The organism is Leucobacter muris (genome assembly GCF_004028235.1).
GTDB lineage: Bacteria > Actinomycetota > Actinomycetes > Actinomycetales > Microbacteriaceae > Leucobacter > Leucobacter muris.
Map to the genome: position 1 here is coordinate 2,781,444 of NZ_CP035037.1, position 19,349 is coordinate 2,800,792.

Genomic DNA, 19,349 nt, shown 5'->3' on the forward strand with positions numbered 1-19,349 from the left:
ATCCACGACGACTCCGACGAGCTCGAAGCCACGATCCCGCTCCCCCGATACCGGCCCGAGCGCCTTCTCTGAGACCGCTTCCGCCCGCACCACCCGCCACGCTCCGCGCCCGGCGAACAGCTCCGCGAGTGAACCCCGCCCCGTTCGGGTAAGGGGAGGGGGACCGCAGACGGCACGAGCACGAGACGAGGAGCGCGCATCATGACGACCGAGGGCACGAACACCGACCCGCACACGAACGCCGACCCTGGCACGAGGTCGAACCCGGGCGCGGGCGAGGGCATCGCGATCACGGATCCCCACGACGGCACCCCGGTCGGCACCGTGCCGGTGACCGCGGAGAGCGGGATCCGCGAGGCCGTCGCGCGGGCTCGACGCGCCTTTCCCGCCTGGCGCGCGACCCCCGCGGCGGAGCGGGGAGCGGCCCTCCGCCGCGCCGCGCACGCGCTCGGCGAGCGGGAGGGCGATCTCGCCGACCTCAATCACCGCGAGACGGGTCGGGACCGGGAGGAGGCCGCGGGCGGGGTGCGGGCGGCCGTCGACACGCTGCTGCAGTACGCCGAGCTCGCCCCGCTCCACCGCGGGCGCAGCCTGCTGGGGGCGAATGAGGCTCTGGATCTCATGCGCGCCGAACCGCGCGGGGTCGCGGCGCTCGTGACCCCCTGGAACGACCCCGTCGCAGTGAGCGCCGGTCTGATCGGCGCGGCCCTCGGCGTCGGCAACACCGTCGTGCACAAGCCGAGCGAGCGCTGCCCGCATCTCGGCCGGCTGCTCGGGGAGGTGCTCGAACCGCACTTCCCGAGCGGCGTCATCGCGACGGTCATCGGCGGCTCGCGCGAGGGCGAGATGCTCGTGGGCTCGCCCGACGTCGACGTCGTCGCGCACGTCGGCTCCACCCTCGCAGGTGAGCGCATCGCCCGCATCGTCGCTCTCACGGGCGCGCACCTCATCCGCGAGAACGGCGGCAACGACGCGCTGATCGTCGACGCCGACGTGGATCCCCGCTGGGCCGCCGCCCAGGCGGCGGTCGGCGCCTTCTCAAACAGCGGGCAGATCTGCACGGCCGTGGAACGCATCTTCGTGCACCGCGACATCGCCGACGAGTTCCTGGCGGCGCTCACGGAGGAGGCATCGGATCGCACCGAGCGCGGGGTCGTCGCACCCCTCGTCGACGAGCGGATGCGCGAGACGGTGCACGCCCACGTCGCGGACGCCGTCGCCTCGGGCGCGCGGGTGCTGACGGGCGGGGAGCTGCCCCAGGGGGCCGGCAGCCGCTACCCCGCGACCGTGCTCTCGGACTGCGCGCCGAGCATGCGGATCTTCTCGGAGGAGACGTTCGGGCCGGTCGCCGCGGTGATGACGGTCGACGGCTTCGCCGAGGCGGTCGAGTCGGCCGCGCACGACGACTACGGCCTGGCGGCCACGGTGCTGACCGCCGATCTCGCCCACGCCCACCACGCGATCGACGCGCTGCCAGTGGGAACGGTGAAGGTGAACGCCGTGTTCGGGGGCGCCCCGGGCGGGTCGGCGCAGCCCCGCGGGCGCAGCGGATCCGGCTTCGGCTACGGCCCCGAGCTGCTCGACGAGATGACCACCGTCAAGGTGGTGCACCTCGGTGCGGCCGTGCGTCGCTGAGGATCCGGCGGTGAGGGTCCGGCGGATCGCTACGCCGCCGTGGGCGCGCTCGACGGCGCCGAGCCCCGGTTGGTGAGTTCGGCCGCGTCCATCACGACGGCGCGCAGGCCGCCCGAGAGGCGCAGCACCCGTCGCTGGCGGTCGGCACCCGTGCCCTCAGCGAGGATGCGCTCGAGGCCGCTCTCCACAAGCTCGCGATCGCCCGCGTGGTCGAGCGCGGAGGCGACGTGGGAGAGCAGGGTCGCGACCGCCGCACGGGGGCTGCGGGGCGCCCCGAGGATCGGATCGACGAGACCGCTGCCGCCGATCCCGAACCGGCTCGCCGACCACATGGCGACCCGCAGCAGACCGGTCTCCGCCGGTGAGGGCGCCGCACCGCGCCGCCAGTCCCGCGACGCGGTCTCGACGAGCGCGCGCACCAGGGCGGCGATCACCACGGCGTGGCCCGCGTCCATGCAGACGTCGGCCACCCGCACCTCGACCGTCGGGTAGTGATCGCTCAGCCGGGCGTCGAAGTACACCATGCCGGAGTCGAGCACGACGCCGCTGCCGATGAGCGACTCGACGATCCGGTGGTACTCGCCGGGCGATCCGAAGACGTCGTAGGCGCCGGCCGACGGCCAGCGGCCCCACACCTGGTAGCGGTAGCTCGCGTACCCGGTCTCCTCGCCCATCCAGAACGGCGAGTTGCTGCTCAGCGCCAGCAGCACGGGCAGCCAGGGCCTGATGCGGTCGAGCACCGCGACGCCCTCGGCGTCGCTCGACACGGCCACGTGCACGTGGAAGCCGCAGGTCAGCTGCTCCCGCATCGTGAGACCGAAGCGCTTGCCGATCGCGGCGTAGCGGGGGCTCGGCGTCAGGTGGGAATCGACGGGCAGCGCGCTCGTGCCCATCGCGACCGCGCGGGCGCCCACGCGGCGCGCCGCCTGATCCGCCAACCGTCGCCCGTCGAGGATCGACCGCGCGAGCTCGTCGAGGGTGGCGCAGGGGGGGCGAGACGATCTCGATCTGCTCCCGCTTCACCTCCCGGTCGAACCCGGGAGGGGCGGTGCCGCCCCCGAGGGCCGCTGAGCGGCGCTCCCCCGGGCCGCGCTCCCCGTCGCCGGGCCCGGGATCACGGCGCTCGCCCCCGGGCAGCACCTCTGCGGCATCGATCACCGCTTCGACGGCGGCGATCGGCTGACCCGAGTGGCGGTCCACCAGCAGCAGCTCCTCCTCGACCCCGACCGTGCGGGGCGCGGATTCGGCGTTCCTCGCGACCATGCTGATCCTCCCGTCCACCGCTCTCGAGCCGGTCATCCGTACCGGCGGCCAGCCGATCCCGAGCCGCTCCGGCCCGTCGGCTGCGCCGCCGACACGTCGTCGGGAATCGCATCCAGCTTCGAGGGTGGGGCAGCGCCCGGTAAGCCCCTTGACTTTTGGCCCGGGCTCCCTCAGGGGCCTGCAGGGCTCTCGGTCCACCTCAGCACGGCCACCGGCTGCCGGGGCGCGCGGTCCGGTCGCGGCTCGTCCGCGGCCGCGTAGTCCTCCTCGAGCACGTGCAGCTGCGCACCCGTGAGGATCGCCGCTCGGGCGAGCGCCTCGTCGGCGGGCCGCGATCCGAGGCTCGCCGCTTCGCCGGGCACCGACGCGCCGCCGAGTGCGACCCACGGCGGGGAGTCGAGCGCTTCGAGCCGTTCCGTGCCCCGACGGCCCTCGCCGTCCTCGCCGCTCTCGACGTCCGTCTGCTCGGCGTCGATCGAGCGTCCGTCGATGAGCAGCGTCTCCACGCGCGCCTGCTGCAGCGCCTCCACGACGGCGCCCATGCCCCTCGCGCCCCGGCTCCCGTTCTCGGCGGAGGCGCGGTCGAGCGCCTCCTCGACGGCGCGGTGCGTGCGCTCCGTCAGCGCATCGGCGATCGCGTCGTCGAGCACCCGCTCATCGGACCCCGCCGCGCGGGTGTGCGCTTCGACCTCCACCACGAGCTCCCGGCTCGCCGGCGCGAGGCGCTCCCGCAGCAACTGCCGCGCCCGCAGGTCGCCCGCGAGCACCACCACGACCGGACGTTCCTCCCGCACGAGGCGGTCGACCACCTCTGCGACCTCGGACTGGTTGTGCTTCCAGATCTCCTCGGAGTGGCGCTGATACCGGGCGTGCGACCACCCGCCAGCCTGCACCTTCGGCAGGCTGTCGTCGCGGCCCTCCACCTCGACGACGTGCTGCGGTGCGGATCGGTCGGCCGACTCGGCGCGCACATCCGCGCCCTCGCGCCCGGCCTCCACGACGAGGTACCGGATCGACGACGCCCGATGCCGCAGCAGCGGCAGGATCTCGGGCACCGGGCCGTGCCCGAGCCGTTCCGGCCCGCGGCGGGGCTGCGCGAAGCTCGCGTCGAGCGCCACCTCGCCGCCGCGCACGAGCAGGTACCGGGCGGATGGGCTCGGCACGCCGGTCGCCTGCTCCAGGGCGCGCAGCACCGCTCGTGCATCCTGCTCGGGGGCTCCCAGTTCGAGCAGCCGGTCGCGCACGGAATCCCTGCGCGACTCCTCGACCACCTGGGGCTCGGCGCCCGGCCCGTCGACGTAGGCGAACGTCCACGGCCCCGGCTCGGCGAGCAGTTCGGCGAGATCAGCGTTGGCGGTCATACGTCGCCCTCCTCCCCGTCGCGGCGGTCTCCTCGGAAGGCGCGCTCCACCTCGGGCGCGTCGGTGTCGTCGGGCAGGGGTTCGCTCTCGCGGAACGGTTCGACGTGCGGGCTGCCGCCGTGGCCCTGCACCATCCCTCGCGTCTCCTGCTCGAGCTGCTCGTCCTGCTGGGGGCCGTGCTTCGTGTTGCCGCGCTCCGCGTTCATCGTGCTCTCCTCCCGGTCGCTGTCGTCGCACTGGATCGTTTCGGGCCACGATAGATCGGCGGCCCGCCCGATGGGAGCGGGTTGACGCGTCCGGCGGCGGGCGCTAGAGGCGACCGCACCGCCGCTTAGCAGAGCCGGGATCGCGGAACAAGCCCCGCCCGCGCCGGACGAGACGCGGGTAGCATCGGGCACCCCACGATTCGAAAGGCGGTGCCCCGCATGCAGCAGGATGAGCGAGAGAACGTGCCGTCGCCGGAGGAGCGCCGGGGGCAGGATCCCGAGCAGCCGACCGCGACCGCGCCGGATTCGGTGGATCGGTCCGTACCCACCGCCGACCAGGCGGGCAAGGTCGGGCCGGACGCCGCGGATCCGCCGCGGGCCGCCGACAAGCACGAGCCTGACGATCGTGCGGCCGTGCAGAGCGGGAACGCGGATCAGGACCCCGAGCTCGACGCCGACGAGGGCGCCGACGCGTTCGAGACGGCCGAGGAGGCCGACTCGGGCGCATACACCGGCGGACCCGAACGACGGGACGAGGATCACATCTCCCTCGACACCCCCGACTGACCGGGTGCGCCACCCGACTCCGGGGGGAGAGGGGAAAACGGAAGCCCCCGCCGAGGCGGGGGCTTCCGTGCTGTTCGGCACATGGCGGAGACGGGGGGATTTGAAACCGCCTCACGCCTAGGCGGGGCGGCGCCTCCCGCGGAATCATGCGGATCATGAGGGGGCATGAGGGGGTATCAGGGGGTGTGAAATACGGTCGAGTGTGGGCAAAATGTGGGCAAGGATCACGCCGCCAAACCAGCCTTCTCCGCGGCCGCCGAGAGCCGATCCGCGACCCCGTCCAGGTCGTCCTCGAAGAGATCCGCGTACGTATCGAGCGTCATCGCCGCAGACGCATGCCCGAGCATCCGCTGCACGGCCTTCGGGTTCGCCCCCGACGACACTGCGAGGGACGCCGCGGTATGACGGAGCTCGTGCACGGAGACCGTCGGCACCGGCGTGAGCACCAGCTTCCGGCCCGCCGCCTTCGCAGCTGCGACCTCTCGCTCCCGCTGCTCTCGCGCTTTCCGCGCCGCCTCGTTCAACCACGAGTGCGAGGGGTGCGGGAGCCGCATGTAGTGGGTGCCGTCGCCGAACAGGAGCTCGTTCGGGTCGCGTCCTTCGCAGAGCTCCCTGATTCGCCGGGCGAGCACGCGCGGGTACGGGACCGTGCGGTGCTCGTGCGTCTTCGGGGTGCCCGGATGGATGACAGAGCCGACGAGCACAGCATTCTCCTCGATCGAGAACCGCCGCCGCACTTGGTTCACGTGCTTCACCCTGAGCGCGCTCACCTCGCCCCAGCGGAGACCGGTGTAGCCGAGCACGAGCATGAGCGTGGGATACTTGGAGGCTGCCGCGAGACGCTGCAGTTGGTCGTGCGTCAGGTAGGTCTTTCCGGCCCGGCCTTTCCTCGGGAGCTGCACGGCGCGGGCCTGATTCTTCGAGATCCGCCCGTCGTGCATTGCACTGTCGAGGATGCCGGCGAGGATCCCGTGGGCCCGTAGCACGACCGTCGCCGAGCGGCGGCCTCGCAGGTCAGCAATCCAGGTCTGCACCTCTGACTTCTTGATGCTCGCGACGGCGCGGTCGGCCCACTCGGGCTGCACGTGCGTGCGCCAGCTCGACTCGAGTGACGCGTACTGCGACACCTTCACCACGGACTTCTTACCCGCCAGCCACGTTGGGCCGAGTTGCCCGATCGTGATCTTCCCCGCCTGCGGGTCGACATAGTCCCCTGTGGCCTTCGAGATCGTAGTTGACGCGAGGAAGAGCTCCGCTTCCTTCTTCGTCTTGAAGCCTCGCTTGTCCGTCTGGGCGCCGTCGGGCTTCCTGTAGCGCACGCGGTACCGCTTCCCGGCCGCGGTGTCGTAGGGCTTGATCGTGGCCATCAGCGGGCCCGCTTTCGGGCGCGCTCGACTATCTTTGTTCGCATCGGTTCACCTTTCTGGTGGATCGTGTTCGGGCCCCCGGGCCGCGGGTTTCTGTTTGGCGACGGATCCGCGGTTCGGGGGCCTTCTGCATTTAGGCCGAGTATCTGGCGTTGCACTGACCGGACCCCATCTTGGGGTTCACATAGATCGTGTCTCCGATCCGGTGGAGGCTTCGCTCGAACGCGACGACAAGGCGATCGAGCACTCCGAGCTCCTGTCCGATCCAGTCGGTTCGTGTTCCGTATTTCGCTTCCGCGTGCCGGTACTCGTCAACGTCGATGAGGAAGTGCGCCGCCCATTCGTCGGCCGCTCGCTCCTGCCGCGCGTTGATGTAGCTGAAAATCGAGGACGTGTGCCGCATCGTCGCGTGACCAAGTTCGTGCGCAAACGCGCATACCGTTTTCACATTCGTCATCCCGTCCAGCACTTCGATGTGCCGCTTCGAGTCGGAGTACCTGCCAGGGTGGACCGGGCTGAGGTCCTTCACGAACTCGTACGTCACCCCGATCTCAGACGCGTACTCGATGAGTCGTTGCATGGGCCTCCTATTCGTCCATCAGCTCGCCCGTCTCCTCCGTGTAGGGATGAGACACCAGGTCGTAGTCGCTCTGTCTGGGTTCAGAAGTCTCGCGCGCACCACCGACATTGTCCGCCGGCCTGTATAGCCGTTGCCCATTTGCCTCCACGCCCTGGAGTCTGTCCCCGAGGGCGTTGACGTAAACGTCGCCACGAGCCTCAGATGGCGCGACGCCTGGACGGATGTACCGGAGCACATCCACGCTGAGGCCCGCGTTCGAGCTGCGGCCTCCCCCAATCTCCTCGATCCAGGACAGATACTGGTCGATCACCTCAAGCCGCTCTTGCAGCGCCCCGACCAGTTGCTCGGTGCTCACCTCTTCGAGGTCTTGGGCGACGGTGATCGTGAGTTCGTCCCCCAGATCAGACTCATCGAGGTAGCCAGCGGCGATCAAGGCCGTCAGGGGGTTTTTGTCGTATGCGCGGGCCAGTGCGACTACCTGCCGCGGTTTGGGATCCACGGCGCCGCTCGCCCATCGCGAGATCGTCGACGGACTGATGCCAAGCTTCTCCGCCACAGTTCGATCGTTGTCTGGGTGCGTGACTGCTTCGAGATAGCGCGTCCATGCCTTCGTTTCCACAGAAGCGATCGTATCTCAGATCATGCACGCGTGCAATAGGTTTGCGTTGCAGATCGGCGCGATTGCGCCATTCCTGCATCTTCGGCCATGCAATCGTGTTGCGAAGCTGCACGCCCACGCCTATTGTTGCTGCCATGCAATCCACAAGCACACACGCAACACGCAAGGTGTTCATGCTCAACCGGCAGAAGCTCGACGAGCTGAGGCGGGCGAACGGGATCACCTCGGAGGCCGAACTCGCCCGCCGCCTGGAGGTCGACCCATCGACGCTGTACCGGGTCTCGACGGGAAAGTCGGTGCCGTCGAACGAGTTCATCGCCGGGCTGAAGCTCGCCTTCCCCCTCTGCAGCCTGGACGATCTCCTCACCTTGACCGACCTGGCGGTGGTCCCGTGAGCGCCGAAGTTGTCCCGCTGCGGGCGGGCAGTAAGGCCCAGGCGTCCGCCCCGGTCTGGCTCTCGCCCGCGGACGTGTGCGAGCAGATCCCCGGCATGACCGAGGAGATCCTCGCGGAGCGGCGCAAGAAGAACCTCAAGCCTCGCTTCTTCAAGCCATCGCTGAAGACGGTCATCTACGAACAGTCCGACATCACCGAGTGGATCCGCTCGACGGCATCTGAGCCGCGCGCGTAGAAGCCCACTCCTCTCCAGCTTCATCAATCCGACGCCGCTGCTGGGTGGCGCGGTCTCTCACACCCATTTTCGGAAGGAACCCCCATCATGGACCCCTTGTTCATCGTCGGGATCGCGCTCGTCGCGGTCTGCGGCACCTACCTCGTGCACACGCTCCGGGTCGAGCGGCGCCGGCGTCAGAGTGAGCGTGCGCTCGTGAAGATGCTCGAGCTCGCGAACGACGCGATCGAGAACGAGATCCGGCGCGGCCCCCTAACCGCGATCCCGGTGAACTCCCCCGAGGGGCGGGCGATTCTCGAGCGGATCCGAATGGGGTGCGAGTGCCCGAACTGTGAAGAGACGCGGCGGATCGCGCACGCTGAGGAGCAGAAGTGGGGCGAGCAGTGAATGCGCGCCACACGGACACGAAGGTGCTCCCCGTCGCTCCTGGTGTGGCGGGTCCTGTGCGGGCTCGCGATCACATCGCTGCTCGCCACGGTGGCCGGCCTAATCCCGCCCGGATGGGTGGCGGTCGCCGCGGTGCCGGTGTGGGTCGTCGCGGGCGTACTCCTGCTGGGTGGTGGGGGTGGCTCGTCCGCCTCTCGCACCGGATCGACCAGGCAGTGAAGCAGTGACCTGGGTGCCGCGGTTCGCGCTTCGGATCGGCGGGGAGCCGCTCCCGAAGGAACGCCCGAGAGCTACGAAGAGCGGGCGCTCGTTCACTCCCAAGCGCACCCGGGAGGCGGAGGCGCGCGTGCTCGCAGCGTTCCGGGCGGCATACCCGGGCGCTGAACCGCTCACCGGCCGGCTGCTGGTCGAGGCGCGGTTCTACCGGGCGACTCGGCGCGGAGTGGATGCCGACAACTTGGGCAAGCTGGCTACCGACGCCTTGAACGGCGCAGCGTATGCCGATGATGAGCAGATCGAAGATCTCCGGATCAAGCGCTTCTACGGGGCCGGTGACGATGCTCGAACCGAGATTCGGATCTTCGAAGCGAGCGCATCGTGAGCCCGAAGATCTGCACCGTCGAGGGGTGCACAACCGCGGCGCTCTCCCGCGCCATGTGCGTGAAGCATTACCACCGCTGGAAGCAGCACGGCGATCCCAAGATCTGCCTGAAACCAACCGACCCGCTCGGAGCAACTGGCCCCTGCATGGTCGCAACCTGCGAACGGGATGCTGCCACGCGACGCATGTGCACCCTGCATTACGGGAGGTGGCGAAAGCACGGCGACCCGCTCGTGACGAAGCCTCGCAGGAAGAGGTCGTGCTCGCTCGATGAGTGCACGACTGTAGCGCTCGCGAAGGGTCTCTGCTCCAAGCACTACGCGAGGGCCAGGACGCACGGTGACCCGCGCGCTATGGCGCCGAGTGGACGCCCGATCAAGGGTGCCGAGATCACGCATGCGGGCATCCACAAGCGGCTGCTCCGGCAACGCGGGAAGGCGGCGGCTTACAAGTGCGTCGATTGCGGAGGCCCTGCGAACGAGTGGTCCTACGACAACTCCGATCCCGAAGAACTGCAGGAGTACCTCGGCGACTCACTGTGCGCCTACTCCCTTTCGCTCGACCACTACGAGCCCCGGTGCACGCCGTGCCATCGCCGGTTCGACCTCAAAGCACGGCAACTCAAGGACTCCCCCGCCTGACCGGGCTGGGGCCAACGGAAGGAAACACCATGGTGCTCAAGTACACGTCGAAGCGTCCCGACGAGGAACTCGACGGCCTGCAAGCTCTCGAGGATCACTTCAAGAGCGCGCAGCACGACGACGTCGTGGCGGTGGTCGTGATCAGTGGTCACACCCTCGTCGAGGATCTGAACGACGGGATGCGGACCGCGACGGTGCGCATGAAGCAAGTCGAACCGCTGACCGGCGCGGAGGCTCAGGCGGCTCGCAAGCTCCTCACGGACGCCTACGTGAAGCGGACGGGGAACGAGCCGCTGCCGCTGGAGGATGCTGCGGACGGCGCCGAGCTGCCCACGATCCCCTGGGGCGGTGAGTCCGAGTGAGCCTCGCATTCACCGATCTCGATCCGGTGCCCGTGCTGCTCGACCTCGAGCCACGCGCCGGCGCCTCGGACCAGGACCGCGAGGCCTGGCTCGCCGAACGCCGACAGGGCATCACCGCCACAGAGGTCCGTGACCTCTACCTGCGGAAGATCGGCCGCTCCTCGTACACCTCGCAGCAGGATCTTATCGATCGGAAGCTCGGCCGGGTCGACGAAGTCGCGGATCTGTCCCACGTGCCCGTCATCGGGTGGGGCAAGGAGCGTGAGCCGGTCATCGCGGCACGGCTCGCGGGCGAGGGGTTCGCACCGGAGTCGCGAGTGTTCCATCACCCGGCGAACTCGCGCTACCTCGCCTCGCCTGACGGGCTGTCGGTGACGTTCGACGACGAGCTGCATGTCTCGGAGATCAAGACCGCGGGCTATGACCTCCCGCCGGGCTCGGAGCGTTTCGACGCGAAGGGCTACCTGTTCCAGGTGCAGTGGGTGATGTTCGTGATCGGCGCCGCCCGTTGCCGGTTCGTCGTCGAAGAGCGACTCGAGAACCCTGACGGCTCGTTCTTCGCCGGCCCGGAGCATCGCTACTGGATCGATCGCGACGACGTCCTGATCGCTGAGCTCGTGAAGCTCGCCGATGAGTTCCTCGCGGAGCTCGATCGGCAGCGCGAGGAGGGCGGGCCCGTGATCGATGAGGAGGTTGATACCCACGCGCTGAACTATCTCCGCGCGATCAACGAGGAGAAGGCGTGGACGGCGCTCAAGAAGGAGTCCTACGCGGCCGTGATCGCGCGGGGCATCTCGCAGGAGTCTCCGCTCGCTCGGGTGACGATCACGCCGGGCACCCCGGATGAGGAGTTCGACGACGAGGTGGTCGACCTCGAAGCGGCGGAGGCGGCGCACCCGAAGGAGGCGCAGCAGCTCGCCCGGGCGAAGGCCCGCGTGACGAAGCTGCAGGCCGCGTTCGACGAGTTGGCGAACCAGCACACGAAGACGGTGCGAGCCGTGAAGAAGGGCAAGCCGGCGCGGGCAACGATCACGCCCGGCAAGCAGACGAAGGAGCAGAAGGTATGAGCACCGCACTCGCACTCCCCACCACGGGAGATCCGAACGCGTGGACGCCGCAGGAGGCCGCGCTCGTCGAAGCCGCCGGCCTCGTGTCGGGTCCCGCCGCGAACCGTCGACTGGCGCCCCGCCCGGTGGTCGAAGCGTTCCTGTCGCACTGCCAGCGCACGCAGCTCGATCCCATCGCGCGACAGATCTACTGCATCGAGCGCGGCGGGAAATGGACGACGCAGATCTCGATCGACGGCGCCCGCCTCGTCGCGGAACGCTCCCGCGAATACCGCGGCCAGACGCCCACCCAGTGGACGGCTGACGGCCGCGAGTGGCTCGACGTGTGGCTGGACAAGGAGCCTCCCCGTGCGGCGCGCGTCGGGATCCACCGTGAGGGGTTCGTGGAGCCGCTCTATGCGGTGGCGACGTTCGACGCCTACAACGCGGGGTCGCCGATCTGGAAGAAAATGCCGGCCCTGATGCTCGGGAAGTGCGCGGAGATGCTGGCGCTTCGGAAAGCGTTCCCGCAGGATCTGTCGGGCCTCTACTCGGCCGAGGAGATGGACCAGGCCGACGCACCCAAGCAGGGCGCGCCGCAGGCGCCCCGACCCGCGCCGAAGAGCGTGCAGCCGGCGCCGGTCGACGAGGAACCGATCGAGGCTGAGATCGTCGCGGAGCAGTCCGCCTACAACGCGGCGGAGTGGGCGGCAAAGATCCAGCAGTGCCTCGACGCGGAGAGCGCGGAGCAGGGCGTGGACATGCTGCGCACGCTGCACGGGGAGGCGAAGGAGCAGGGCCTGCTCGGCGCCCCGGTCGCGGAGGGCATGAACCTCGACCAGGTGCTGCGCGGAGCGAAGGCCGAGATTCTAGCCAGGGGTGAGGCGTGAACGCCAAGCCGCACACCGCCGCGGAGGTCGAGGGGTGGGTGGCGAAGATGCGGCAGGAGATCGCGATCGAGCCGCCCGCCCCGGGCACCATCCGCACACCGGACGAGATCATCTTTCAGCTCGAGCGCGTCGACTCCGTCGCGAACAAGGCGCTGTGGATCGTGAAGGAAGCCGACCGGGTGCGCGGGGACGCCGCCGAGGTGCTGCTGCGGGCGAAGTCGAAAGCACAGGCAGGCGCCGAGGGGAAGAACGCGGCCGAGCGAACCGCGGCGGTGGATCTCGCGACCGAGCAGGAACGGGCGGAGGAAGCCGCGGCGCAGATCGCGTACCGGTATGCGAAAGGGCTCGCCGACCTCGTCGACTCCCGCAAGAGCAGTCTCCAGACGCAGTCGAAGCTCGTGCTCGCCACCTACCAGCTCGCCTCGAACCCGAGGAGGGCGTGATGGTGAAGCTCGAAGAGATCCACGTCGGTGACATCGTCCGCGTCGATGACGAGCCGCAGCCGTGGCGAGTGGAGGGGCGGACCCGGAAGGGGATGCTCACGCTCGAAGCGCCGCACGCGATGAACCGGATGACGTGGACAGGTGTGCACGAGTTCCGGGCGACGAAGTCGGCGGTGTTCGCATGACCGCCCCGACGAAGGCCACCCGTCAGGACATGTACGAGCGCGACCTCGATCGTTGCGCGGCGTGCGGGCGCACGGACCGGCTCACCCACCAGCACCGCCGCGCGGTCGGCATGGGCGGATCGAAGACTCCCCCATCGATCACGGACTCGCTCACGCTCTGCTTCGAGTGCAACTGGCGGGCCGAGCACGACCTGCAGACGTTCGCGCTGATCTACGGGTGGAAGGTGCGGCGCTGGGTGCAGGATCCGTCCGCGGTGCCCGTGTTCTACGCGCACTCGATCGGGTGGGCGCGACTCACCGATGGTGGGGCGGCGCTGCCGATCCATGCCGATGAGGCGGCGGAGATGATGCGCGAGGTCTATGGCGAGGAGTGGGACGAATGGCGCGAGCAAGTCGGGGCAGTTGCCCCAGTGAGGAGGTGATCGAGATGTGGTTCAAGGTCGACGACAGCCTGGCCACGCACCCGAAGGTGCTTGAGGCAGGCAACGCCGCGATGGGTCTGTGGGTGCGCGCCGGAGCATGGTGCGCGCAGCAACTCACCGATGGTTTCGTGTCGGCCGCCGCGGTGTCGATGCTCGGCACTCGAGACGAAGCAGATGCTCTCGTCGCTGCGGACCTCTGGGACGAGGTCGAGGGCGGGTTTCAGTTCCACCAGTGGGACGAACGCCAGCCTTCACGAGCTGATGCCGAGGAGCGACGAGCCAAGAACGCTGAAAAACTGCGGAAGTGGCGCGAGCGTAACCAAAAGAGTAACCAGCCCGGTAACCCGGTTACGGAGGACGTTACCGACCAGGTTACGAACCAGGGCCGAAACGCTGCCCCCGTACCCGTACCCGTACCCGTACCCGTACCCGTACCCGTACCCGTACCCGTACCCGTACCCGTACCCAATAAGAGTGTCGTGTCTGAGGACAGACCCGACGTCGAACGGCTCCTCGATCTCCTCGACTCCGAGCTCACGAAGAACGGCGTGAAGAAGCTCCCGAGTCGGAACAAGACGAATCGGGACGCGATGCGTCTCCTCATAGACCGGGATGGGCGCTCCGAGGAGCAGATCGCGAACGCGATCCGGTGGTGCCAGTCAGACGAGTTCTGGCGGGGCAACATCCTGTCGGCTTCGAAGCTGCGGGAGAAGTACGAAACGTTGCGCGCGCAGGCCACCCGAGGCCGTCGCGGGGCCGCGGTCGTCGCGAACCTGTCGCTCGCGGAGCAGTACGAGAACGAAGAACGCAAGGAGGTTGGGGCGTGAAGAAATCAGAGGTGGCGAAGCTGCTCGCGATCGTGTCCGCGTTCGACAACCGTCGCGTGGAGGCCGAGCATGTCGAAGCGTGGTTCGCGGTCATCGGCGAGTTCGACTTCGCCGACGCTGCTGAGGCGGTCAGGGAGCATCTGCGGTCGTCGCACGAGTGGCTGATGCCGGTGCACATCGTCGAGGGCATCACCGGGCTGAAGCAGGAGCGCGCATGGGAACCGCCGGCACTCACCGCGGCTGAGCAGATGCTCTGTGCTGCTGCTGGGGTCCCAGCGGAGGAGTTCGCGGAACGGCGCGACGACCACGAGTGGGTCGCGCATCTGCGGTCGAGGTGGCTGGGGGTGGAAGCATGAGCGACTACGACCCGCAGACCGAGGACCCGTGGGGTGGTGCGCAGCTGGCGCTCCCACCGACGGACGAACGTGGCGAGCCGCGCGACGTGGTCGCTGAGCAGTCGGTGCTCGGCGCCGCGATGATCTCCGCCCGAGCCGCCGCAGAGGTCGCAGACGTGCTGCGCGGGACGGACTTCTTCGAGCCGAAGCACGAGACGATCTTCGACGCAGTCGCGGCCCTGCACGCCGGCGGGCATCCCGTGGATGCGATCACCGTCGGCGACGAACTGCAGCGCACCGGGAAACTCCCCGGCGTCCCCGGTGGCGTGCTCTACCTGCACGAGCTGACGAGCATCGTCCCCACCGCCTCCAATGCGGGGTTCTACGCGGAGATCGTCAGGGAGAAGGCAGCGCATCGCCGCATGATCCAGTTCGGCGAGAAGGTCGCCCGCGCCGGCTACCTCGGCGAGGGCGACCCGAACGACACCATCGAGCAGATCCGCGTCGAGCTCGAGGGGATTCTCGGAGAGCGCACTGTCGCTGCCCAGACGATCGGAGAAGGTTGGGACGAGTGGGTCGCGTCACTCGACACTCCCCCGACGTACGTGCCGACCCCATGGCACGAGATCAATGACCTCTTAGGAGGGCTCAAAGCGGGGGCTCTGTATGTCGTCGGTGCACGGCCAGGGGGCGGCAAGTCGAATGTAGGGCTGCAGATCGCCGCGTCACTCGCGGACCACGGACCGGTTGCCTTCTCAGCGCTGGAGATGAGCAGAGATCAACTCCGAGAGCGCCTGGCAGCTCAACGAGGCCAGATCCCCATGTCGTCTATGACACGGCACGACCTTTCCCAGAGCGACAAGGCGCAGCTCGTTCTTGCGAAGTCCGCCGTGCAGCGTCTGCCGATCTATGTCGACGACCGTTCGGGAGTGACGGTGCAGCAGGTGAAGGGATTCGCGCGCGGCGTCGCTCGGAAAGGCGGGATAGCCGGGGTGGTCGTCGACTACCTGCAGCTCATCTCCTCGCACGACAAGCGGATGCCAGTGCACGAGATGGTCGGCGAGATCGCGCGCCAGCTCAAGATCCTCGCCCGCGAGCTCCGGTGCCCGGTGATCGTGCTGTCGCAGCTCAACCGAGAGAGCGTGCAGACGAAGGGCAAAGGCAACCAGCCGGCCCAGCGCCCGCCGACGCTCGCAGACCTGTCGAAGTCGGATGCGATCGGGCATCACGCCGACGTCGTGCTGATGCTGCAGCGCAAGCTCGAGGCCGACGATGAGCCGGGTGACGTGCTGCAGATGTACGTGGCGAAGAACCGCCACGGCCGTGTTGGGCGCCGAGATCTGCGCTGGGAGGGCCGCTTCGCGCGCGTCACCTCCAAGCCGCTCGGCATGTTCTGAAGAAAGGAATGAAGGAAATGGCTATCAGAGAAAGCATCGTCATCGACATCGCAGAGGTGCAGGTCACCGACGAATGCCAGGTCGAACTCCGGCAGGAGAAGAAGCGCACCACCTACTCGTCGGAGCAGGCCCGCGACCTCGCACTCGAACTTGTCGAGGCAGCCGAGGCCGCGGATCGGGCGATCGCGGAGGACATGGCCGAGCGTGGTCTGCGCATGGTGCACGGCATGGTCGTCGCTGAGGGCGGGGAGGTCGTGCTGTGAAGAGCAACGAGCGCACCTGCATGCCCGGCCTCAGCCCTGGCGCGACCTACTGCGGGCGCTCCTCCGCGCCGATCGTCCAGTCAGGGTCGACGTGCGAGGACTGCCACGCCGCGTTCCGCGCGGATCAGCGCGTCGAGAAGTCGGCGGACGAGCACCGAGGCGGTGCAGCATGAGCGCCAGGGCGACGGGGAACATGATCCTTGGCGAAGCGCTCGCGGAGATGAGGAGGCTCCCTGACGGATCGGTCGACACGATCGTCACGGATCCGCCGTTCTCGAGCGGTGGCCGCCGCGAGGCTGCGCGATCGCTCCGCAAGAGCATGATCCACAGCATGGAAGACGACGCCTGGATCGCGGGCGACGGCATGAGCACGCGTGGGTTCGTGTGGACGATGCGCGAGTTCGGGTGGGAGGCGCGCCGCGTGCTCCGCCCTGGTGGGCACCTGCTCGCGTTCATCGACTGGCGCATGCATGACGCGCTCGCCACGGGACGCATGGGATGGGTCGGAAGACACATTGCTCGCGGGGCCACGAATACACGCCCGAGAACACCTATCGAGTTGGTGGCAAGGGATCTCGTCATTGTCGAGAGTGCATGAAGATCCGAAACGCAACAAGTCAAAGGAAGGAGGCGGCGTGATGTCGAAAATGACCGCCGAGCGGATCATCGAGGAGGTGCTGCACCCCTTTCCCGAGCGCGTCTGGCTGTCGCATCGAATCGTCGCCCGCCTCCGTGCTGCTGGCCTGCTCGTGGGCGACCCCACCGAGGAACAGATCGAGCGAGCATCCATCGCATTCTCGTGCGAGACGGTGGAGGAGTGGCGAGACCTAGGCGAGGAGGTGCGTCGCATGATCCGAGGCGACATGCGCGATGCTCTCACCGCTGCTGTTGGTGTCGCCCCGCAGGAGCCGTCACCGGTCGCGTCGACTCCGACGGTAAGCGACGATAGCGGTCACGGCGGAGATGACGATCGCGGCGGCCGTGAAGATGGTCCAGAAGACGAGGGGCGCAGTCACCAGGCAACGGTAGCAGGCACCCCGCAGAGGCCGAGCGGGTGCGCCGAGTGCCATCGATCCGAGGGCCACAAGATGGACTGCTCGCACCGCTTCGCTGCGCAGCCGGTGCTCGACCCAGAGAAGGTGGCCGATGTGCTGCGCCGTGAGGATTGGACTGACGAGCTGTGGGACGGCCTGCCGCAGTCCGATCGGGATCGCACCTGGGCGCTACTTCTGGAGGCTGCTACCAGAATCAGTTCAGCGGCGAAGCGGGGTGAGCTGACGTGACCACTGACCGCACCTGGTCCGAGTGGTTCCGCTGGCACCTCGACCAGGCCCCGTTCCAGATCCTGCACATGCGCGAGATCGTCGAAACCACGGTGCGCGCGCAGGACACCGAAGCAGTACGGGTGTCGGGTGGCAGCGACCCTGCACGTCTCCCCTACAACGTGGACCCGGCCGACGACGCGGACGCCCTGTACGCCGAACTGATCCTGTTCGCTCGGGAGGTAGCGGAGCACACCGGAGCGCCCGCCCCGCGCCCCGTACGCGGCCGATACTGGCAAGGAGCAACGGAACCTCAGGGGCTCCCGTCTTGTCGCCCTGACGAGGCGTTCGCGTGGGTGGGTGAGATCCGCACCTGGCTGATAGCGCAGCTCCACCACCTGGAACAGATCGCGGCAGACGGGAAGCTCGGCGACTCCCCCGAACACCTCGTCGGCACGATCAGGGAGATGCGGAAGCGCTACCCACGAGCAGAGCCGAAGTTTCGGGCCTACCGTCCCCGGCCTTGCCCTACCTGCGGCGAGCGCATGCTCCATGCCACCTTCGAGATCTCCGCGGACGAACCTACGATGCGCTGCGACGCCTGCCGCGACGCCTGGCCTTGGAAGGACTACCCCCACCTATGGACGGATGGCTGACCTACCGGGAAGCCGCGCGAGAGGTCAACCGGTCCGTGCGCGCACTCCAACGCTGGCACAACCGGCACGGCATGCCCATGCGCCTCGACCCTGACGGCCGCAAGCGAGTCCACCGCGAGGTGCTCTTCGCTTACTACCGAAGAGCACTGAAAGCCTGGCCAGCGCACCAGTGGAGGATGCGCAGAATCACGGGCGACACGCCGACGGACACGAGTTCTTGACGAGGGACTAGTGTCACCCCCTACCTTGAGTGTTGAGCAAGTGGGCCGGACGCGAGACAGCATCTCGCGGCACCGGCCCTTTCTCATTCCTTCCGACCCGCGGTGTGCGTCGGGCAAGGGCGCCCAAAGCCCGCGCACACCGTCGGCTATCGTGAGAGCCATGAATGAACCCGCTACCAAGAAGCCCTGGTACCGCACATGGTGGGCAATCGCGATCGGAGCATTCCTCGCTGTCGGGATCATAAGCGGAGGAGTGCAGGCGATCACCGGAGGTCCCGACCGCACCGAAGCGAAAGAGGAATCGCCGGTGGCTGCGCCACGCGAAATGGCCACCCCTGAGCCAGCGCCAGTTACTGAAGCACCGGTCGAGGATGCCGCTCCCGCAAGTGACCTGGCGGCCCGCACTCATCAGGAGTATCTCAACGCGTGGGGAGCATCAGATCTGATCGAGCTCGCCGCCGCGGATGGAGTCACCAAGCCGATCTACGCGATTACCGAGTGGGAAGACATGTACGACGGCACTATCCGCGTCTATGTCCAAGAGACGATCGACAAGCCGACTGCCCAGGAGATGGGCCAGAACATCCTCAGCCTTACCGCACAGAATGTCCCCGACCTCGAAACGGTCGTCATCCGGGGGGCTGACGGCGTCGACGTCAACGTGTTCGGTTGAGCATCAACCAGTAGATCCACCTGCCAGAGCCCCGGTTAGCCACATCGGCCCCGGGGCTTCTGCATGCCCCAGGAGGAGTCAGTGGGTACCCAGCAGATCCGCAACGGCCACGGCCACCGCGCGTACCGCCGCAAGCAGGCCGCGCTCAAGCGCCGCACCGCCCGAGACAACCTCCCCTGTGGATGGGGCAGCGACTACGGCTGCGGACAACCCATCGACACGACCCTCCCCTACACGGATCCGATGTCGTTCACCGCCGACCACCCGGACGCGCTCGCGAACGGTGGGCACCTCGTGAAGCAAGACCTGCACCCGTTCCATCGGAAGTGCAACCGAGACAAGGGCGACGCCGCCCAAGTCGAGATCTGGGAGGCAACGTGAAAGACCCCGACTTCAGAGAACTTGCAGCGCGGGTCCTTGGCCCCATCATCACGACCGGGCCCCGAGCATGGTCCAATGCGGCACTGCTCGACAAGCCGATCAGGCAGATCAACGGCCACCAGATCATC

Annotated in this window: 28 protein-coding genes; 22 read left to right on the forward strand and 6 right to left on the reverse strand. The window is 68.3% G+C overall.

Features of this window, described 5'->3' with window-relative positions; all coding sequences use genetic code 11:
• The first annotated feature begins 201 nt into the window (after nt 1-201).
• On the forward strand, nt 202-1,635 hold the full coding sequence (locus tag Leucomu_RS12940; RefSeq protein WP_128387467.1) for an aldehyde dehydrogenase family protein: 1,434 nt from the start codon (nt 202-204) through the stop codon (nt 1,633-1,635).
• A gap of 29 nt (nt 1,636-1,664) precedes the next feature.
• Here Leucomu_RS12940 and Leucomu_RS12945 read toward each other — a convergent pair whose 3' ends face one another.
• From Leucomu_RS12945 to Leucomu_RS12955, 3 genes are all read right to left on the reverse strand, one after another.
• Nucleotides 1,665-2,573 carry a glutamate--cysteine ligase gene (locus Leucomu_RS12945; RefSeq protein ID WP_267128427.1) on the reverse strand — a complete coding sequence of 303 codons (909 nt, stop codon included), beginning with the start codon at nt 2,571-2,573 and terminating at the stop codon, nt 1,665-1,667.
• 495 nt (nt 2,574-3,068) lie between these two features.
• Nucleotides 3,069-4,259 (reverse strand): baeRF2 domain-containing protein, encoded by a 1,191-nt coding sequence (locus Leucomu_RS12950; protein WP_128387469.1) that lies wholly within the window; start codon nt 4,257-4,259, stop codon nt 3,069-3,071.
• Nucleotides 4,256-4,465: a hypothetical protein gene (locus Leucomu_RS12955; RefSeq protein WP_017883808.1), complete on the reverse strand. Its 210-nt coding sequence runs from the start codon at nt 4,463-4,465 to the stop codon at nt 4,256-4,258. The genes Leucomu_RS12950 and Leucomu_RS12955 overlap by 4 nt, the downstream gene beginning before the upstream one ends.
• A 219-nt stretch (nt 4,466-4,684) precedes the next feature.
• Here Leucomu_RS12955 and Leucomu_RS12960 point away from each other — a divergent pair, with 219 nt between their 5' ends.
• The gene (locus Leucomu_RS12960) at nt 4,685-5,032 is read left to right on the forward strand and encodes a hypothetical protein (RefSeq protein ID WP_128387470.1); all 348 of its coding nucleotides are present in this window, start codon (nt 4,685-4,687) and stop codon (nt 5,030-5,032) included.
• A gap of 224 nt (nt 5,033-5,256) precedes the next feature.
• Here the strand turns inward: Leucomu_RS12960 and Leucomu_RS12965 are convergent, their stop codons facing one another.
• From Leucomu_RS12965 to Leucomu_RS12975, 3 genes are all read right to left on the reverse strand, one after another.
• Nucleotides 5,257-6,399, reverse strand: a complete 1,143-nt coding sequence (locus Leucomu_RS12965) for a site-specific integrase (RefSeq protein ID WP_164884568.1) — start codon at nt 6,397-6,399, stop codon at nt 5,257-5,259.
• A gap of 133 nt (nt 6,400-6,532) precedes the next feature.
• Nucleotides 6,533-6,979: an ImmA/IrrE family metallo-endopeptidase gene (locus tag Leucomu_RS12970; protein WP_228407114.1), complete on the reverse strand. Its 447-nt coding sequence runs from the start codon at nt 6,977-6,979 to the stop codon at nt 6,533-6,535.
• 7 nt (nt 6,980-6,986) lie between these two features.
• Nucleotides 6,987-7,598 carry a helix-turn-helix domain-containing protein gene (locus Leucomu_RS12975; RefSeq protein ID WP_164884569.1) on the reverse strand — a complete coding sequence of 204 codons (612 nt, stop codon included), beginning with the start codon at nt 7,596-7,598 and terminating at the stop codon, nt 6,987-6,989.
• Nucleotides 7,599-7,771: 173 nt separating this feature from the next.
• Here Leucomu_RS12975 and Leucomu_RS12980 point away from each other — a divergent pair, with 173 nt between their 5' ends.
• From Leucomu_RS12980 to Leucomu_RS13080, 20 genes are all read left to right on the forward strand, one after another.
• Nucleotides 7,772-7,993 carry a helix-turn-helix domain-containing protein gene (locus tag Leucomu_RS12980; RefSeq protein ID WP_128387473.1) on the forward strand — a complete coding sequence of 74 codons (222 nt, stop codon included), beginning with the start codon at nt 7,772-7,774 and terminating at the stop codon, nt 7,991-7,993.
• Nucleotides 7,990-8,229 carry a hypothetical protein gene (locus tag Leucomu_RS12985; RefSeq protein ID WP_128387474.1) on the forward strand — a complete coding sequence of 80 codons (240 nt, stop codon included), beginning with the start codon at nt 7,990-7,992 and terminating at the stop codon, nt 8,227-8,229. The genes Leucomu_RS12980 and Leucomu_RS12985 overlap by 4 nt, the downstream gene beginning before the upstream one ends.
• Before the next feature lie 87 nt (nt 8,230-8,316).
• Complete coding sequence (locus Leucomu_RS12990; RefSeq protein WP_128387475.1) at nt 8,317-8,616, forward strand: hypothetical protein; 300 nt, start codon at nt 8,317-8,319, stop codon at nt 8,614-8,616.
• 232 nt (nt 8,617-8,848) lie between these two features.
• Nucleotides 8,849-9,217 carry a RusA family crossover junction endodeoxyribonuclease gene (locus Leucomu_RS12995; protein ID WP_228407386.1) on the forward strand — a complete coding sequence of 123 codons (369 nt, stop codon included), beginning with the start codon at nt 8,849-8,851 and terminating at the stop codon, nt 9,215-9,217.
• Nucleotides 9,214-9,858 carry a hypothetical protein gene (locus Leucomu_RS13000; protein WP_128387477.1) on the forward strand — a complete coding sequence of 215 codons (645 nt, stop codon included), beginning with the start codon at nt 9,214-9,216 and terminating at the stop codon, nt 9,856-9,858. The genes Leucomu_RS12995 and Leucomu_RS13000 overlap by 4 nt, the downstream gene beginning before the upstream one ends.
• Nucleotides 9,859-9,887: 29 nt before the next feature.
• Nucleotides 9,888-10,220 (forward strand): hypothetical protein, encoded by a 333-nt coding sequence (locus Leucomu_RS13005; RefSeq protein WP_128387478.1) that lies wholly within the window; start codon nt 9,888-9,890, stop codon nt 10,218-10,220.
• Complete coding sequence (locus tag Leucomu_RS13010; protein WP_128387479.1) at nt 10,217-11,287, forward strand: YqaJ viral recombinase family protein; 1,071 nt, start codon at nt 10,217-10,219, stop codon at nt 11,285-11,287. Before Leucomu_RS13005 ends, Leucomu_RS13010 begins: the two co-directional genes overlap by 4 nt.
• Nucleotides 11,284-12,156, forward strand: coding sequence for a phage recombination protein Bet (gene bet / locus Leucomu_RS13015; RefSeq protein ID WP_128387480.1), 873 nt, complete (start codon nt 11,284-11,286; stop codon nt 12,154-12,156). Before Leucomu_RS13010 ends, bet begins: the two co-directional genes overlap by 4 nt.
• Nucleotides 12,153-12,599: a hypothetical protein gene (locus Leucomu_RS13020; RefSeq protein WP_128387481.1), complete on the forward strand. Its 447-nt coding sequence runs from the start codon at nt 12,153-12,155 to the stop codon at nt 12,597-12,599. The genes bet and Leucomu_RS13020 overlap by 4 nt, the downstream gene beginning before the upstream one ends.
• A complete protein-coding gene (locus tag Leucomu_RS13025; protein ID WP_128387482.1) occupies nt 12,596-12,784 on the forward strand; it encodes a hypothetical protein in 189 nt (62 codons plus the stop codon). The genes Leucomu_RS13020 and Leucomu_RS13025 overlap by 4 nt, the downstream gene beginning before the upstream one ends.
• A complete protein-coding gene (locus Leucomu_RS13030; protein ID WP_128387483.1) occupies nt 12,781-13,206 on the forward strand; it encodes a hypothetical protein in 426 nt (141 codons plus the stop codon). The genes Leucomu_RS13025 and Leucomu_RS13030 overlap by 4 nt, the downstream gene beginning before the upstream one ends.
• Nucleotides 13,203-14,033, forward strand: a complete 831-nt coding sequence (locus Leucomu_RS15280; RefSeq protein WP_194294558.1) for a hypothetical protein — start codon at nt 13,203-13,205, stop codon at nt 14,031-14,033. The genes Leucomu_RS13030 and Leucomu_RS15280 overlap by 4 nt, the downstream gene beginning before the upstream one ends.
• On the forward strand, nt 14,030-14,389 hold the full coding sequence (locus Leucomu_RS13040; RefSeq protein WP_128387484.1) for a hypothetical protein: 360 nt from the start codon (nt 14,030-14,032) through the stop codon (nt 14,387-14,389). The genes Leucomu_RS15280 and Leucomu_RS13040 overlap by 4 nt, the downstream gene beginning before the upstream one ends.
• Nucleotides 14,386-15,765: a replicative DNA helicase gene (locus Leucomu_RS13045; protein WP_128387485.1), complete on the forward strand. Its 1,380-nt coding sequence runs from the start codon at nt 14,386-14,388 to the stop codon at nt 15,763-15,765. The genes Leucomu_RS13040 and Leucomu_RS13045 overlap by 4 nt, the downstream gene beginning before the upstream one ends.
• 17 nt (nt 15,766-15,782) lie before the next feature.
• Complete coding sequence (locus tag Leucomu_RS13050) at nt 15,783-16,028, forward strand: hypothetical protein (protein ID WP_128387486.1); 246 nt, start codon at nt 15,783-15,785, stop codon at nt 16,026-16,028.
• A gap of 169 nt (nt 16,029-16,197) precedes the next feature.
• The gene (locus Leucomu_RS13055; RefSeq protein WP_128387487.1) at nt 16,198-16,626 is read left to right on the forward strand and encodes a site-specific DNA-methyltransferase; all 429 of its coding nucleotides are present in this window, start codon (nt 16,198-16,200) and stop codon (nt 16,624-16,626) included.
• A 40-nt stretch (nt 16,627-16,666) separates the two neighbouring features.
• On the forward strand, nt 16,667-17,311 hold the full coding sequence (locus tag Leucomu_RS13060) for a hypothetical protein (RefSeq protein WP_128387488.1): 645 nt from the start codon (nt 16,667-16,669) through the stop codon (nt 17,309-17,311).
• A complete protein-coding gene (locus tag Leucomu_RS13065; RefSeq protein WP_128387489.1) occupies nt 17,308-17,946 on the forward strand; it encodes a hypothetical protein in 639 nt (212 codons plus the stop codon). The genes Leucomu_RS13060 and Leucomu_RS13065 overlap by 4 nt, the downstream gene beginning before the upstream one ends.
• Before the next feature lie 381 nt (nt 17,947-18,327).
• Entirely contained in the window at nt 18,328-18,840 is a 513-nt protein-coding gene (locus tag Leucomu_RS13075) for a hypothetical protein (RefSeq protein WP_128387491.1), read from the forward strand.
• 81 nt (nt 18,841-18,921) lie between these two features.
• Nucleotides 18,922-19,221 carry an HNH endonuclease gene (locus tag Leucomu_RS13080; RefSeq protein WP_164884571.1) on the forward strand — a complete coding sequence of 100 codons (300 nt, stop codon included), beginning with the start codon at nt 18,922-18,924 and terminating at the stop codon, nt 19,219-19,221.
• The last annotated feature ends 128 nt before the right edge of the window (nt 19,222-19,349 follow it).

Excerpts from the sequence above, each read along its gene's own strand:
- Leucomu_RS12950 (WP_128387469.1), bottom strand. The coding sequence starts at position 4,259 with ATGACCGCCAACGCTGATCTCGCCGAACTGCTCGCCGAGCCGGGGCCG.
- Leucomu_RS12965 (WP_164884568.1), bottom strand. The coding sequence starts at position 6,399 with ATGGCCACGATCAAGCCCTACGACACCGCGGCCGGGAAGCGGTACCGC.
- Leucomu_RS13050 (WP_128387486.1), top strand. The coding sequence starts at position 15,783 with ATGGCTATCAGAGAAAGCATCGTCATCGACATCGCAGAGGTGCAGGTC.
- Leucomu_RS13060 (WP_128387488.1), top strand. The coding sequence starts at position 16,667 with ATGTCGAAAATGACCGCCGAGCGGATCATCGAGGAGGTGCTGCACCCC.
- Leucomu_RS12940 (WP_128387467.1), top strand. The coding sequence starts at position 202 with ATGACGACCGAGGGCACGAACACCGACCCGCACACGAACGCCGACCCT.
- Leucomu_RS13005 (WP_128387478.1), top strand. The coding sequence starts at position 9,888 with ATGGTGCTCAAGTACACGTCGAAGCGTCCCGACGAGGAACTCGACGGC.
- Leucomu_RS12955 (WP_017883808.1), bottom strand. The coding sequence starts at position 4,465 with ATGAACGCGGAGCGCGGCAACACGAAGCACGGCCCCCAGCAGGACGAG.
- Leucomu_RS13045 (WP_128387485.1), top strand. The coding sequence starts at position 14,386 with ATGAGCGACTACGACCCGCAGACCGAGGACCCGTGGGGTGGTGCGCAG.
- Leucomu_RS12990 (WP_128387475.1), top strand. The coding sequence starts at position 8,317 with ATGGACCCCTTGTTCATCGTCGGGATCGCGCTCGTCGCGGTCTGCGGC.
- Leucomu_RS13030 (WP_128387483.1), top strand. The coding sequence starts at position 12,781 with ATGACCGCCCCGACGAAGGCCACCCGTCAGGACATGTACGAGCGCGAC.
- Leucomu_RS12980 (WP_128387473.1), top strand. The coding sequence starts at position 7,772 with ATGCTCAACCGGCAGAAGCTCGACGAGCTGAGGCGGGCGAACGGGATC.
- Leucomu_RS12970 (WP_228407114.1), bottom strand. The coding sequence starts at position 6,979 with ATGCAACGACTCATCGAGTACGCGTCTGAGATCGGGGTGACGTACGAG.
- Leucomu_RS13075 (WP_128387491.1), top strand. The coding sequence starts at position 18,328 with ATGAATGAACCCGCTACCAAGAAGCCCTGGTACCGCACATGGTGGGCA.
- bet (WP_128387480.1), top strand. The coding sequence starts at position 11,284 with ATGAGCACCGCACTCGCACTCCCCACCACGGGAGATCCGAACGCGTGG.
- Leucomu_RS13055 (WP_128387487.1), top strand. The coding sequence starts at position 16,198 with ATGAGCGCCAGGGCGACGGGGAACATGATCCTTGGCGAAGCGCTCGCG.
- Leucomu_RS12960 (WP_128387470.1), top strand. The coding sequence starts at position 4,685 with ATGCAGCAGGATGAGCGAGAGAACGTGCCGTCGCCGGAGGAGCGCCGG.